14 protein-coding genes are annotated in these 14,637 nt (G+C 46.4%); all 14 read left to right on the top strand.

Annotated elements, in window-relative coordinates; all coding sequences use genetic code 11:
• Positions 1 to 49 precede the first annotated feature (49 nt).
• The 14 genes from AC55NX_RS00610 (at position 50) to AC55NX_RS00545 (ending at position 14,629) form a co-directional block, all read left to right on the top strand.
• Entirely contained in the window at positions 50 to 1,480 is a 1,431-nt protein-coding gene (locus AC55NX_RS00610; RefSeq protein ID WP_496994002.1) for a Fe-S-containing protein, read from the top strand.
• Positions 1,480 to 2,763: an ABC transporter permease gene (locus AC55NX_RS00605; RefSeq protein WP_496994001.1), complete on the top strand. Its 1,284-nt coding sequence runs from the start codon at positions 1,480 to 1,482 to the stop codon at positions 2,761 to 2,763. Before AC55NX_RS00610 ends, AC55NX_RS00605 begins: the two co-directional genes overlap by 1 nt.
• Entirely contained in the window at positions 2,750 to 3,886 is a 1,137-nt protein-coding gene (locus AC55NX_RS00600; protein WP_059121318.1) for an ABC transporter permease, read from the top strand. Before AC55NX_RS00605 ends, AC55NX_RS00600 begins: the two co-directional genes overlap by 14 nt.
• Position 3,887: 1 nt before the next feature.
• Positions 3,888 to 4,562, top strand: a complete 675-nt coding sequence (locus AC55NX_RS00595; RefSeq protein WP_059121317.1) for an ABC transporter ATP-binding protein — start codon at positions 3,888 to 3,890, stop codon at positions 4,560 to 4,562.
• Positions 4,552 to 5,046, top strand: coding sequence for a TlpA family protein disulfide reductase (locus tag AC55NX_RS00590; RefSeq protein WP_496994000.1), 495 nt, complete (start codon positions 4,552 to 4,554; stop codon positions 5,044 to 5,046). The genes AC55NX_RS00595 and AC55NX_RS00590 overlap by 11 nt, the downstream gene beginning before the upstream one ends.
• Before the next feature lie 9 nt (positions 5,047 to 5,055).
• Complete coding sequence (locus AC55NX_RS00585) at positions 5,056 to 5,508, top strand: copper chaperone PCu(A)C (protein ID WP_496993999.1); 453 nt, start codon at positions 5,056 to 5,058, stop codon at positions 5,506 to 5,508.
• Positions 5,509 to 5,603: 95 nt separating this feature from the next.
• Positions 5,604 to 6,404, top strand: coding sequence for an FMN-binding protein (locus tag AC55NX_RS00580; RefSeq protein WP_496993998.1), 801 nt, complete (start codon positions 5,604 to 5,606; stop codon positions 6,402 to 6,404).
• Positions 6,405 to 6,516: 112 nt separating this feature from the next.
• A complete protein-coding gene (locus AC55NX_RS00575; protein ID WP_496993997.1) occupies positions 6,517 to 7,419 on the top strand; it encodes a Dyp-type peroxidase in 903 nt (300 codons plus the stop codon).
• Positions 7,420 to 7,554: 135 nt separating this feature from the next.
• Positions 7,555 to 8,688, top strand: a complete 1,134-nt coding sequence (locus tag AC55NX_RS00570) for a flagellin (RefSeq protein ID WP_496993996.1) — start codon at positions 7,555 to 7,557, stop codon at positions 8,686 to 8,688.
• A 583-nt stretch (positions 8,689 to 9,271) separates the two neighbouring features.
• The gene (locus AC55NX_RS00565; RefSeq protein ID WP_496993995.1) at positions 9,272 to 10,405 is read left to right on the top strand and encodes a flagellin; all 1,134 of its coding nucleotides are present in this window, start codon (positions 9,272 to 9,274) and stop codon (positions 10,403 to 10,405) included.
• Positions 10,406 to 10,661: 256 nt separating this feature from the next.
• Positions 10,662 to 11,792, top strand: coding sequence for a flagellin (locus AC55NX_RS00560; RefSeq protein ID WP_496993994.1), 1,131 nt, complete (start codon positions 10,662 to 10,664; stop codon positions 11,790 to 11,792).
• Positions 11,793 to 11,866: 74 nt separating this feature from the next.
• Positions 11,867 to 12,310, top strand: coding sequence for a flagellar protein FlaG (gene flaG, locus AC55NX_RS00555; protein WP_496993993.1), 444 nt, complete (start codon positions 11,867 to 11,869; stop codon positions 12,308 to 12,310).
• A 20-nt stretch (positions 12,311 to 12,330) separates the two neighbouring features.
• Positions 12,331 to 14,331, top strand: coding sequence for a flagellar filament capping protein FliD (gene fliD, locus AC55NX_RS00550; RefSeq protein WP_496993992.1), 2,001 nt, complete (start codon positions 12,331 to 12,333; stop codon positions 14,329 to 14,331).
• Positions 14,324 to 14,629, top strand: coding sequence for a flagellar protein FliT (locus tag AC55NX_RS00545; protein ID WP_496993991.1), 306 nt, complete (start codon positions 14,324 to 14,326; stop codon positions 14,627 to 14,629). The genes fliD and AC55NX_RS00545 overlap by 8 nt, the downstream gene beginning before the upstream one ends.
• Positions 14,630 to 14,637 lie beyond the last annotated feature (8 nt).

Genomic DNA, 14,637 nt, shown 5'->3' with positions numbered 1-14,637 from the left:
CTTTGCGCTTGGTTAAAGCCACCTGAAAAATTTTATCATGTGAGCAGATATGAGTTTTTATCTTTCTCAGGTTCTTTCCCACTTTCTTCTCCCCGCGATGATGTTCGGCTTGCTTTGGTCGGGTGCAAATACGTCGTATAAGCAAAGGTTCTGGTGGTTTGTACTGCCCGTTGTCATTGGGGTTTGTGCTTATACGTTGTTACCTTACAGTCAGGTCTACATTTTCTCGATTGGCTGTGCCTATATTGTCATCTATCTGTTGTTATTGGGTTACGGATTACTGAGCACGCGGCCAAGCCGATTCTTGTTAGTCTGGCAGGCGATTGTGACGGCGCTGGCAGCATTTATGTGGGCCCGGATTGCCAAACTGGACATGATGACCGCGACCAGTGTGATTAATACCGAACTGATCCTGAATGCCTCTGCATTGATATTCGGGTTTGTTTTGATTGGTTTTACCCACTTTTTCATCGGCAAAGTGTTCGAACAGCGCTCGCGTATCTTAAAAAATAGCCTCTTCTTTATCTTCATCCTGCTGGCAATATTACCGCTCTCCGGAGAGGTGATATTGGCGGGTATGAAGTTGCAGATGATCGATCTGTATCCGGGGTTGTTGAGCTACGTTTCAAAAGTGACCAATTTCTTCTGGTTATATGCTTATTGTGTGCTGGCGCTGAGCCTGATTCCGCTGAGTATGATGGCGTGGTGTGATGTGAAACCGTTAAAAGATGCGGTGAAAACGCAGCCGCAGCCGATTGAAAGACGTAAACTTCAGGCCCGACTGAATATTCAACGTCGCCGGGTGACAAGTTTTGCTGTCAGTTTGGTGATGGTTTTTTGCAGTCTACTGTATTGGGATGCCGTGGCATCCCAGCCGCCGACACGTTCACCGGCACAGACGATTGAGTTATCTGCGGATGATGCGGTCCATATTCCGATTACCGATACCCTGAAAGACGGCAAGTTACATCGTTATCAGTGGATTGCCAGTGACGGCAAAGTAGTGCGCTTTTTCATCATTGATCGCTATCCCGGTGAAATGAAATTTGGTGTGGTACTGGATGCCTGCATGTTGTGTGGTGATGCCGGGTATATTCAGGATGGTGATCAGGTGATCTGTCTGGCTTGTGGTGTACATATTTTTATTCCGTCGATTGGTAATCCGGGCGGATGTAATCCGATTCCGATTGAGAAATGGTCGTTGACAAACAATGAAATCGTCATCGGCAAAGCGATGCTCGAATCGGGTCTTCAGTATTTTAGCGAGGTGGTGAAAATTACCGTCGTTGATCCGGTTAACGGCAAATCACTGACCAATCTGGATGCACCGTTTAGTTATACTTTTGGCGGGAAAACCTATTTCTTTACTGAGCAGGACTCTTATGATGCATTCCGTGATAACCCTTGGGACTATGTTCGTCAAAGTGCTGTTCATCAAGGGAACGTTCATCAGAGTTCCGCGATAGGAGGGGCGCAATAATGCTATGGACAATGCTTCGTCAGTCATGGCGTCATGACCGTGGCCGAAAAGTGCTGGCAACAACCACTATTTTTCTGGCGGCAGGACTCATTTCTGCGTTATTGGCTATCTCGATTACGATCGGTGACAAGATGTCGGTGGAGATGAAACGCTATGGTGCCAACATCGAAATTACACCGGAAGGTCAGGTGAATCTGCCTTATATGTTGAAAAATGCGCTGACTGATATGGATAAAGATAGCTTGTTACTGGCGTCGGAATTACCCAATATTAAGGATATCTTCTGGCGTAATAATATCATCGGGTTTGCCCCCTATGTTCGTGGGAGCGTGACCATCAATCACGGGCAGAGTAAGGTCTCCATTGTCGGGACTTTCTTTGATCAGCACCTTGCCGTCCCGGATGAACCGGATTATCACACCGGTAATAAAATTATTTCTCAGTATTGGAAAGTGCAGGGACAGTGGCCGGATGATAGTAAGCCGCAGGCATTGGTCGGAACAGCGCTTGCCAGCCGGATGGGCTGGCACATTGGTGATCAGCTGACCTTGTCCGGTAAGCAATATCATCAACAGGTCACCATCACTGGTATTTTGACCAATGGGAGTGGTGAGGAAGAGGCCGTCATTGTGCCGTTACATGTCGGACAGACATTGCTGGGACTGGAAGGGCGAGTCGAAAGTATTAAGGTGTCTGCGTTGACGGTGCCTGAAAATGCGTTGTCGAAAAAAGCGCGGGAAAATCTGGAATCGTTAGATTCAGATGAATATGACTTATGGTTCTGTACCGCATTTGTTTCTTCCATTTCTTACCAGTTAGAAAAAGCGTTAAGTAATGCTGCGGTGCGCCCTGTCTGGCAGGTTGCAGCATCGGAAGGCATCGTCATCCGTAAAATTCAGAGTTTATTGTTCATGGTGACATTAGCCGCATTTATTGCCGCATCGATGGGAATTGCTTCTCTCATGACCAATGCAATTTTACAGCGTTCGAAAGAGATTGGTTTGATGAAATCCCTCGGTGCCCATAATTGGCAGGTGTACTTGCTATTTTATGCAGAATCTATCGTGTGTGGTTTACTGGGCGGAATTCTGGGGTGTGCTGCTGGATGGGGATTATCGAAAATCATGGGCTATGCCTTGTTTGGATCGTTTATCCATTTTCACTGGATTATCATTCCGCTGATTCTGGTTATCTCGGTCATCATGACCGTGTGCGGGACGTATTTCCCCTCCCGACGAATCGCAGCTCTTTATCCGATTGAGGTTTTGTATGGCCGTCAATAAACATTCGATGCAAAGCCTGCTGGTTATTCGTTCACTGAAACTCCGTCTGCGTCGGGTGGTAGTGGTGCTCGCTGCGCTGACGATGGGCGCGGCAATTGTGACCGCGATGGCCGGGGTCTATTTCGATATCAACCAAAAAATGAGTCATGAGCTGCGCAATTACGGGGCGAATTTTTATGTGGGGCCTGATGCCGAATCTGCTACGTTATCGACTCAGGATTACCGCGCAATGCTTGATTTGGCACCCAAAGCACATTTAGTGGCATCCAGCCCGTATCTGTATGGTGTGGTGCAATCAGATTTAGAAAAAGTGGTGGCAATGGGCGTCGATTTTTCCCAACTGAAAAAGCTGGTGCCGTATTGGCAGGTCCAAGGGGAATGGATAGGCGTCTCTTTTGACCAACGCAATGCAATGATTGGGGCCAATCTGGCGAAAAAGCTGGAAGTGAAAGTGGGGTCTCAACTGAGTATCATTCAGGGGGACACCCGTCATACCTTTACCATTAAAGGGATTATCGATGCCGGTGCTGATGAAGATAACTATTTGATCGTCAATATCTCGATGCTACAGAAATGGCTGAACCAACCCGATCAGGCCAATTACGCCATGTTTAGTATCGATAACGCTCAAGGGCAGGTGAACCAGTATGCCGACCGTCTGAAAGCGCGTTACCCGAATCTCACGATCCGTCCGATTCTGAAAGTCTCTGCTTCTGAAGGAAAAGTGCTCAATAAAATCAAACTGCTGATGGGCGTGGTTGCAGTGGTGATTCTGATACTTTCTACCTTGTGTGTGAATACAACACTGACGGCAATGATTGGTGAACGCCGCCATGAGTTTGCGTTGCAAAAAGCACTGGGAGCATCACATCAAGCGATTACCCGTCAGATTTTGTCCGAAACATTGTTGATGACTATTGCAGCAATTGTCATCGGCTTAGGTGTCGGTTATATCCTTGCTCAAATTCTTGGGCAAACGGTGTTTAGTGCGTCTATTGATCTGCGTTTGCCGGTCTTTATTATCACGACGATTTTATCGATTTGTGCTGCTCTGGCGGCTGCCATCATCCCCACTTTACGCGCAATGAAAGTTGATCCGGCGAAAGTGTTGAAAGGAGAGTAATGTGTCTGAATTTGTCATTGAAACCAAGGGATTGTGTAAGCGTTTTGAGCATGTGAGTGCGTTGGATAATATCAATCTCTCCATCCGCCGGGGTGAATTCGTGGCCATTATGGGCGCATCGGGGTCGGGTAAAACCACATTGATGAATATTCTGAGTTGTCTTGACACCGCGACAGAAGGGCAAGTCATTCTCGATGGGCATAATGCTGCGAGCCTTGATGAAGATGGTCGTCGGGCGTTTCGTGCTGAAAAAATTGGCTTGTTGTTCCAGCAGTTCCATTTGATCCCTTATTTGACGGCTTTGGAAAACGTTATGCTGGCTCAACACTACCATAGTGTTACGGATATCGATGCTGCTAAAAAAGTGCTCGCAGAGGTTGGCCTTGAGGCGCGAATCAATCACTTACCCAGTCAGTTATCGGGAGGGGAGCAACAGCGGGTCTGTATTGCCCGGGCGTTGGTGAATGAGTGTCCGATATTATTTGCCGATGAGCCGACCGGCAATCTGGATGAAGCAAATGAGCGGATTGTTCTGGAGATTTTCCAGCGGCTGCATCAACAGAATCGAACCATTATTATGGTGACACATAATCCGGATTTAGGCCGTTACACTGATCGGATCATTCGCCTGCAACATGGCAAATATATCGGTGAGGAACGCATCGATGGTCATTAAGCAAATTGGTATCAGTACCCTGATGCTTGTGCTTGCGATTCTCAGCGGTTGTAAAGAAGAACAGGTTCTGGCCGTTGGCGCACCGGCCCCTGATTTAGCTGTGATGAATGCGCATGAGCAGCAGATGACATTGCAACAGGTGCGCGGTAAACCGGTCGTCGTTGAGTTCTGGTCATCCACCTGCGGAGCTTGCCTGGTAATGATGAAAGCGTGGCAAAAATATGCAGATGATCACCCCGGGAAAATGCAGTTTATCGGTGTCGGAATTGAGCCATACCCTGAAAACCTCTCTGCTTTTGCGGCGCAGTTAGGCGTGACTCTGCCTCTCGGGCTCGATCAGCTTGGGATTACTCAGGAACGTTATCAGGTCATTGCTACCCCCACGACTTTTTTTATTGATCGCCACGGTGTGCTGAAGATAATTCATCTGGGTTACTCATCCGGGATGGATCTCGATCATTACGTGAATTTGATTCAGGAATAGGACAAAGCAGTGACGAACTTTTCATGGTGGCGTACGGGGCTGATTCTCATATTCATGACGTTTACCAGTGTGACGTTTGCGGCAACCTCAGCTGAGAACATTGAAGTCGATAAAGCCCAGATATTCATGCCGCAACGCCATGCCAGTAGCACCGGGTCAAAAATGACGATTTATAACCGTTCAGAGCAGCCGCTCATGATTCGTGAGGTCACCAGTCAACGCTTTCAACATATTATGTTGCATACCACAACCTATCAAAGCGGCAAGCGTGAGATGCATCCGGTGGATCAGATTACGGTTGCTGCACATCAGAAACTTGCTTTAACGCCGAATACCTCACACATCATGCTGATGGGATTCACCCAGCCGCTGCAAATGGGAGAGCTGGTGAGCCTGATTCTGCATACTAATCAAGGTCCGGTGACAGTTATCGCAAGGGTTGTGCCAATGTCAATTCGCTAACGTACGTCTGTTCGTTCAGTAAGCCGATGTGTTCGCTCTTACTTTCCGTTAATTTTTGTTTCACTGTTTTTGCTATCAGGATGTAATGGTTCAAGATGAAATATCAATCTCTACTCTCACTGATGATGCTACCGGGAGTTATGCTCCTCGGTGGTTGTTTTGATGCTGAAAACCACGCTGAATCCGGGCAGAAAGCGTCCGTGGCATCGTCATTAAAAGCGCAGCACAATAAAATCATTCATCGTGACGAGAGACGGACATTGCTGGATGTTGCCGGCCTCGGCACGGTTCACGATAGTACCGCCAGTCTGCTCAAGAAATACTTTCACCCTGTCTTGCTGAATATGGCAAGTCAGACACTCACGGATGAACCGGACGCAATTGCGCGTTATCGGGAAAGTGTGAAAAATCATACACTGGTCCGGCAGACACTGGATGCTGACAAAAATCTTGCCCATTTGACGAGCCGTGACCAATCGGTGATGGTATATATCGTCGCAGACGATGCGTCCCAAGACATCGGGAAACAGTTGATAGTACCGATTGAAGGCAAGGGATATCTGTCGATATTGAAAGGATATCTGTCTTTAGATCTTAAGACTTTGTCGATCCATCGGATCCGCTTTTATGAACATGGTGAGACTCCCGCGCTGGGTGGCAAGATTATGACCAATGCGCAGTGGCTTGCTCAGTTTCAGGGAAAACAGATAGTTGCGGATGGTCAGGCGCGATTCCGGGTGGTTGCACCTCATGAAAGCAGCCAAGACCGCTTCACTATTGATGGTCTGACTGGCGCAACCAATACCAGTCATAGCGTCGAGAATCTCATTAATTACTGGATGGGGCCGGATGGCTATTATTTTGTGTTGACGTTATTACAGCAGCGTTATTTGTAAGACCGTTTTTATAAGACAGATGCGCTTGTGCGAATGGTAAAGTTAGCAGTTTGTTCTTCACGCGCGACGGAGTATGATGTGCACCATGACAACTACACATCAGGGATCTTTTATGTCTTATCCTCAAACTGCAATTTTGCCTGAGCCCGGACCATTTGCGCTGTATGTCATCTTTAAAGTGAAGCAAGAGGCGGCATCGGTATTGCGTCAGCTACAATCTTTACCTGATTTGGTCGACACTCTGAATGCATCTCAGCCCGGTGCTGATCTGTCTCTCTCCATCGCATTCAGCCATCAATTCTGGAAACAACTTGATGCGGCTTTACCACCTGAGCTGGTGGATTTTACGCCGTTAGGTCGTGGTGACATCAGTGCACCGGCCACCGACGTCGATTTTTTGATTCATGTGCATGGTCAGCGTCATGATCTGCTGTTTTATGTGTTGCGCCAATTGATGAGTGGTATCTCTGAGTGGGTGGACATTATTGATGAAACCTACGGATATCGTTATCTGGATGCACGGGATATGACTGGGTTCATTGATGGTACTGAGAACCCGAAAGATGAACGACGTCAGGAAGTAGCCTTGATCCACGATGGTGAATTTGCCGGTGGCAGCTATGTGATGTTGCAGCGCTTTGTTCACCGGTTATCGGCATGGGAAAGATTGAATATTGCGGCTCAGGAAAAAGTTATCGGCAGAACCAAAGACGATTCGGTTGAACTGGATGATGTGCCGGCCGCATCTCATGTCGGTCGTGTCGATTTGAAAGAAAATGGCCAAGGACTAAAGATCCTCAGACATAGCTTGCCGTATGGGACGGTAAGTGGTGATCATGGCTTACTATTCATTGCATACTGCCAGACGCTGCATAACTTCCAAGTGATGCTGGACAGTATGTATGGTGAGCGTGACGGTAAAACGGATCAAATGCTCCGCTTTACGCAAGCGGTGACCGGTGCTTACTTCTTTGCACCATCTGCTGGGATGTTACAGTCACTGACCATACGATAAGCGTTCATTATTATAAAATTCATCTCATAATTACTGTACAAAATGTGACCGAGCCTGAGCGCTCGGTTTTTTTCGCTAAAGATATCCCTGAAAACACCGATAGGGGGAAAATCCTGAGTGATTTTAGGTGAAATTATGGCAATTACAGTCAATACCAATATATCGGCATTGCTGGCTCAGCATTATGTGAATCAGGCAAACAGTGCTTGGGTACAAGCGATGGAGCGTTTATCTTCGGGTTATCGTATCAATCATGCAAGGGATGATGCGGCCGGTTTGCAGATATCGAATCGACTGGGGACTCAAATGAGCGGGCTGGATGTTGCGGTGAGAAATGCGAATGATGGTATTTCTATGATGCAGACCGCAGAGGGCGCCATGCAGGAAAGTACATCGCTTTTACAGCGGATGCGCGATCTGGCGCTACAATCGGCCAATGGTTCGAATTCCCAGGCGGATCGGCAGGCTTTACAAGAAGAATATGTTGCCTTGAATGATGAGTTGAACCGTATTGCAGAGACGACATCTTTCGGCGGCAGAAAGTTATTGAACGGAACTTTTGGCACCTCGTCTTTTCAGATCGGCGCGAGTGCCGGAGAAGCGGTGCAACTTTCATTCAGTAACATGCGTACGGATACGCTCGATATGGGCGGATTTAGTTATCTCGCACAGAAGGTGCCACCATCGAATTGGCGCGTTCAGCCGGATCAGAATCAGCTCACCATGCGCTTTAAGGATGCGCAAGGGGTAGATCAACAGATTGATATTGAAGCAAAAGCCGGTGATGATATTGAACAGTTAGCGACTTATATCAACGGTCAGACCGATCAAGTCTCCGCTTCGGTGAATGAGCAGGGGCAACTGCAGATATTTATGGCCGGCAAAGGGACCTCTGGCACGATTGATTTCAGTGGATCATTAGCCAGTGAACTGCAAATCGGTGTGATGGGCTACGAATCGGTTAATGATCTCAATATTACTCAGGTCGGAGGCGCCCAACGGGCGGTTTCCGTTTTGGATACCGCTTTATCGTTTGTCGATAAAAACCGGGCTGAACTGGGCGCATTTCAGAATCGCTTCGGACATGCAATCCTGAATTTAGACAATATTCATGAGAATCTGGCCGCTTCCAGAAGTCGTATCCGGGATACGGATTATGCCCGGGAAGCAACCCAAAGTATGAAGCAACAGATTTTGCAACGGGTCAGCACGTCAATTTTGGCGCAGGCTAAAAGACAACCCAATATGGCCTTATACTTACTAAGATAGATCGTATTAAGATAAAAAAGTCTTGAGATAATACAGCGTATCTTGTTTTGGGTTTACTGTTTTGCAGCAACGAACGGCCTCTGAGGTAAAACAGGTGAATCATATTCCTCCGGTGAATCGCTGTCCTTTATATTGTGAATTACTTTGTTATTCACATCATATCAAATGAGCGCATGGGCCGAGTGATTTGGGGTGAGTCCGATGGTTGACTTCTCCGGCTTGTTTAATATGTCTGTCTGTTGTTTTCTCATACTGAGTTGAAATGGGGGATGGGCGGTAAAAAAGCCTCAAAAGCTATAAAACGGCATATTAATGTCACGGTTCTAAGGCTGTTGATGAGCAGCTGCGAAGAAAAGAAAAACGTTTCTTATCGCCCGTTTTGAGAGCATCTTTAGCAAAAAGTGCCATGAATTTGATCGAATGCTCACTACTTGCGCAATTGGACTTTTTGTCGAAAAAAAATAAAAAAAATCCTTAAGGTTTTCCCATCCGCGTCGTTAATAAAAGTAACTTTGAGAGAGCTACTTGGTTTTCCGAGACGTCGGAAACCGGAAACATCGGAAAATCAATTGGAGAAGTCATCATGGCAGTGAATGTAAACACAAACGTATCAGCAATGACCGCACAACGTTACCTGAATTCTGCAACACAAGCTCAGAATACTTCAATGGAACGTTTATCATCAGGCTTTAAAATCAATAGCGCGAAAGATGATGCTGCGGGTCTGCAAATTTCTAACCGCTTGAGTGTACAAAGTCGCGGCTTAGATGTCGCCGTACGCAACGCGAATGATGGTATCTCTATTGCACAAACCGCTGAAGGGGCAATGAATGAAACCACTAACATTCTGCAACGGATGCGTGACTTGTCACTCCAGTCTGCGAATGGTTCGAACTCTAAATCGGAGCGCAAAGCAATTCAAGAAGAAGTCACAGCACTGAATGATGAACTGAATCGGATTGCGGAAACAACCTCGTTTGGTGGTAATAAGCTCTTAAACGGTACTTTCCAAACAAAATCCTTCCAGATTGGTGCTGATAATGGTGAAGCCGTCATGCTGAACCTGAGAGATATGCGCAGCGATAATAAACAGATGGGTGGTACCAGCTATATCGCAGAAAATGGTAAGGATAAAAACTGGACAGTTCAGGCAGGGCAGAATGATCTTCAGATTAATCTGGTCGACAAAGATGGGCAAGAGCAAAACATCTCTATCTCTGCTAAAGCTGGTGATGATATTGAAGAACTTGCAACCTACATCAATGGTCAGACAGATGCTATCAAAGCGTCGGTCGATCAGGATGGCAAACTCCAAATCTTTGCTGGCAATAATAAAGTCGATGGTGCCGTCTCATTCGGTGGCGCATTAGCGGGTGAGTTAGGGATTGGTGAAGGTAAAGATGTGACCGTCGATACCATTGATGTGACTTCTGTCGGTGGTGCACAACAGTCGGTTGCTATCATTGACTCAGCATTAAAGTATGTTGATAGTCACCGTGCTGAACTGGGTGCGTTCCAGAACCGATTCAACCATGCAATCAGTAATTTGGATAACATCAATGAGAATGTGAATGCATCGAAGAGCCGAATCAAAGATACCGATTTTGCCAAAGAAACAACTGCATTGACCAAGTCTCAGATTCTGGGTCAGGCATCAAGCTCGATTCTGGCACAGGCCAAACAAGCACCAAACTCAGCATTGAGCCTGCTTGGATAAGCCATCCATCACAAGATAGACCTTGTTTAAAAATCCAGCTTCGGCTGGATTTTTTTGTATTAAGAGGTGCCATTTAGACAATAAATTTTTGAAGTGATTCACGCTTTTTTTATTCAATAGGACAATTGAATAAAAAAATTAAAAATATTCTAAAGGATATAGATCCCTAGCCGTTAACAGATAGAGAGAAATGAGATGTGTGAAAGTGAGGTGAGAGACACAGCAGCACATCAACTATCCGTTAAAGGAGATCAATATGCCAATTAGTGTAAATACCAATATCTCGGGTATGACCGCGCAGCGTTATTTGAATAGCGCTGCGGATAGCGCTCAGAAATCAATGGAGCGACTGTCTTCCGGTTATCGTATTAACAGTGCGAAAGATGATGCCGCCGGGCTGCAAATTTCGAATCGCTTAACCTCGCAAAGCCACGGGTTAGACATGGCGGTGAGAAATGCGAACGATGGTATCTCAATTGCACAAACCGCCGAAGGTGCGATGAATGAAACCACATCCATCTTGCAGCGGATGCGGGACCTGTCTCTGCAATCTTCGAATGGTTCCAACTCGAGTTCGGAGCGTAAGGCGATTCAGGAAGAAGTTTCAGCATTAAATGATGAACTGAACCGTATCGCTGAAACGACATCATTTGGGGGAAATAAACTCCTCAATGGTACATTTGGTAGCAAATCTTTTCAGATCGGTGCTGATTCCGGTGAAGCCGTATCTTTGACCATGGGTAATATGCGTACCGACACGAAAGACATGGGTGGCCGGGCATATGTTGCACAAGAAGGAAAATCATCAGACTGGACAGTCTCTAACGCAACCGATCTAACCTTGAGTTATACTAACAAAGAAGGTGAAGCTCAAGAGTTGACGATTAATGCGAAAGCTGGCGATGATCTGGAAGAGGTCGCGACTTACATTAATGGGCAGAATGGTGACATTCAGGCTTCTGTCGGAGACGATGGTAAACTCCAGTTATTTGCTTCTTCACAAAAAGTGACTGGCGATGTCACCATCGGTGGTGGACTGGGATCTGAAATCGGTTTTGGTGAAGGTCAGGATATGACCGTTCAGAGTGTCGATGTCTCGACTGTCGGTGGTTCTCAACTGGCCGTTGCTGTCATTGACGGTGCGCTGAAATCGGTTGATAGTCAGCGTGCTTCTTTGGGGGCTTTCCAAAACCGCTTCGGACATGCAATCAGTAACCTTGAGAATATTAACGAAAACGTGAATGCATCACGGAGTCGGATTAAAGATACTGACTATGCAAAAGAAACAACGCAGATGACCAAGTCGCAAATTCTGCAGCAGGCAAGTACCTCGGTACTGGCGCAGGCGAAGCAGGCTCCATCTGCAGCTCTTAGTCTATTGGGATAATCAACGGACTATTTTGAGCTTGGGGTCAAAGTAGTCTGATGATTTGAACCCAATGAGGTGGAAGGGAGATTGTTATGGAAGTTTCATCCTACACATCGAACATCCAGCCTTACGGCTCACAAAATGGCACTAAAATTGCTTCAGAAAATGACAGTAATAGTGCAAGAAGTGTTTCTGTGAATAAAGATGCAGAACGAATGGACAAACTTGCCGAAGAGATGAAAGAGCGGCAAGCGGATTCTGCTCAGGCAGTAGAAAAACTGTCAACAGAGCGGAAACGGATTAACGAAGAACAGCGAGCTAGAGTGATGGAGCAAATGCATGAATTTGTTTCTTCGCTAAATAAAGGGTTGTCGTTTCGAGTTGATGAAGAGTCCGGACGTGATGTGGTGACGATTTACGAAGCTGATACCGGTGATGTAATTCGTCAGATTCCGGAAGAAGAGATACTTGTTGTCTTGCGACGCTTGGCCAGAGATCAGGATCATCGATCTGGTCTGTTGATGACCAAAGTGTAACGTTATTTTGAGGTGATTGGATGAGTCTGGGCCCGTTAGGGATGAATTCTGGCATGGATATAAATTCCATGGTCCGCAAGATTGTCGATTCGGAGCGTGTTCCCAAGCAGCAACGGATCGATAATCAGCGGACACAAAATAATGCCAGTATTAGTGCCTACGGCCGACTCAGAGAGTCGCTGGATACAATGAAAACGCTAATGGCAAATTTTCGCCAAGAAAAAGCGTTTGCATTGCGAAAAGTTGATACGACCAATGAGAGTGTCGTCTCAGCGACAGCGACAACGGATGCCATAGCAGGAAGATACGCTATCGATGTGTTGCAGCTTGCCCAAAGTCATAAAGTTGCATCTAACGTTTTTGCGGAAGATGAGAAATTTGGGCCGGGTAAGCTGCATATTTCACTCGGCAACCATCGTTTTACCGTTGATATTCAATCGGATTCGCGCTTGAAGGATGTCGTGAACGGCATTAATGCCGCGAAGGGAAATCCGGGGGTTCGGGCCTCTGTGATTAATGATATCGACGGGCCTCGCCTCATTATTGCTTCAAACCAACCCGGTCAAGAGAATAAAATTCAGATAGGTGCGGATGCGCCCAACGGAAGCAGCTTAAAAAAACTGGAATATAAAACGCTGGAGCAACGTGTTAAGGATTTAGAAAAAGCACGTTCTCAAGCGCAACAACTCATTACGCCTCTTACACCAGAACAGCAAAAAATCGCAGGGAAAGTTGCAGAAAAATTAGAAACGGCAGCCAGAGCGGTCGATCAATCTGTCGCAGATGAGATTCGCCAAGCTGCTGAAAAAGCGCAATCCGATGCCGCTACGGCAGATGAATTATCTGATTCAGCAGCTAGTGCTGCTGCAGAGGCTGCGAAAAAAGCACAAGACTATGTTCGTCCTGAAGACCGTATTCCCGGATGGTCAGAGACAGCGTCCGGGACGTTGTTGGACTCTTATCAGGAGCCGCAACCGGAGCTGGATCAAAGTGCCATCGATAAGTCGTCAAATGTCCCCGGATGGTCAAATACCGCATCAGGAACATTATATGATTCGTATGTAACGCCTAAAGAAGCTCAAGCGAAGCTGAAAGATAAGTTAGCGCAGGAAGAAGCTGAGATTGAAGCCGCAGTCCGCTCCGGTCAAATGACACCAGAGGAAGCGAAAGCACAGGAACGTGCGAAATTGTCGCCAGAAGAGCGGGCTTACATTGAAAAAGTGGAAAAAGTGCAATCTGAACTGCAAGCCGCTCAGAAAGCGTTTGACGCCTATCAAGGGATGTCAGAAGTTCAATCTGCTCAGGATGCGAAGGTCATGTTGGATGGGGTTGCTACTCTGTCAAGTAACAATAACATTATTGAAAATGCGATTGATGGTGTTGATTTAACGGTCAAAGGTAAAACCAAGGCCAATCAGCCACCGGCGGAAATTGATATAGAGTATGACAGGGATACGGTCAAAGATGATATTCACAAATTCGTCAATGCATACAATCAGTTTTATCAACTGTCAAAAGAGTTATCAAATGTTGATCCAAAGACAGGCACAGCCGGCCCCCTTGCGGGGGATAGTGTGGTTCGTAATGCGGACTCACGGTTGAAACGGGTTTTTTCTTCTCAGATCAAGCAAGCCCCCGAAAATTTAAAAACACTCACGGAGTTTGGCATTACAACGACTCGGCAAGGCACGTTGGAAATCAACGAAGATATGCTGACTCGGCAACTAAACAACAATTTTAATAAACTCGGTGAGTTTTTTGGTGGCCGGGATGGTTTTGCCAAAAGAGTTGAAGATGCAATTCAGGGAATGACCGGTGTCACGGGGTCTCTGCGTACTCGGGAAAAGAGTATGGTTGAGCAGAATCGTCGTTTGGACGGTGACCAAGAGGCACTGGATCGCCGGATGAATACATTAGAACAGCGCACTCATGATAAATTTCTGGCGATGCAGGATGCCACAAGTAAAATGCAAAGCCAGTTGTCAGGAATGATGAATGCGTTAGGCTCATCAAATGAATGAGTATCTGAATCAATTGAGTGATCTTGATCACGAAATTAGCGAGCGACTTCAGGAAGGAGAAATAAACACTGAAGTTATTCACCTATTAGTCGATAAAAGGGATCAGATATTGCAGGTATTGGTTCAGGAAGCGTCAGAAAATCAACAGTTCTCGCGTTCAGAGCCATGGCAGTGTGCAATTGAACGTACTCAACGACTTGTTGAAGAGATGCAACTGAAAACATCAGGTATCGGTCATTCACTGCAAAAGTACCGATATGGGAATAAATCTGTTCAGCAGTACAAGAAGTTTTTATGAAAGAGGAA

This window comes from Vibrio rubrogenes, from assembly GCF_059641415.1.
The sequence above is the reverse complement of the archived record's forward strand: the minus strand, read 5'-3'. Positions and strand labels throughout refer to the sequence as shown.

Coding starts and splice junctions, on each gene's coding strand:
- AC55NX_RS00590 (WP_496994000.1), top strand. CDS start 4,552: ATGGTCATTAAGCAAATTGGTATCAGTACCCTGATGCTTGTGCTTGCG.
- AC55NX_RS00575 (WP_496993997.1), top strand. CDS start 6,517: ATGTCTTATCCTCAAACTGCAATTTTGCCTGAGCCCGGACCATTTGCG.
- AC55NX_RS00545 (WP_496993991.1), top strand. CDS start 14,324: ATGAATGAGTATCTGAATCAATTGAGTGATCTTGATCACGAAATTAGC.
- AC55NX_RS00580 (WP_496993998.1), top strand. CDS start 5,604: ATGAAATATCAATCTCTACTCTCACTGATGATGCTACCGGGAGTTATG.
- AC55NX_RS00600 (WP_059121318.1), top strand. CDS start 2,750: ATGGCCGTCAATAAACATTCGATGCAAAGCCTGCTGGTTATTCGTTCA.
- AC55NX_RS00605 (WP_496994001.1), top strand. CDS start 1,480: ATGCTATGGACAATGCTTCGTCAGTCATGGCGTCATGACCGTGGCCGA.
- flaG (WP_496993993.1), top strand. CDS start 11,867: ATGGAAGTTTCATCCTACACATCGAACATCCAGCCTTACGGCTCACAA.
- fliD (WP_496993992.1), top strand. CDS start 12,331: ATGAGTCTGGGCCCGTTAGGGATGAATTCTGGCATGGATATAAATTCC.
- AC55NX_RS00565 (WP_496993995.1), top strand. CDS start 9,272: ATGGCAGTGAATGTAAACACAAACGTATCAGCAATGACCGCACAACGT.
- AC55NX_RS00560 (WP_496993994.1), top strand. CDS start 10,662: ATGCCAATTAGTGTAAATACCAATATCTCGGGTATGACCGCGCAGCGT.
- AC55NX_RS00610 (WP_496994002.1), top strand. CDS start 50: ATGAGTTTTTATCTTTCTCAGGTTCTTTCCCACTTTCTTCTCCCCGCG.
- AC55NX_RS00570 (WP_496993996.1), top strand. CDS start 7,555: ATGGCAATTACAGTCAATACCAATATATCGGCATTGCTGGCTCAGCAT.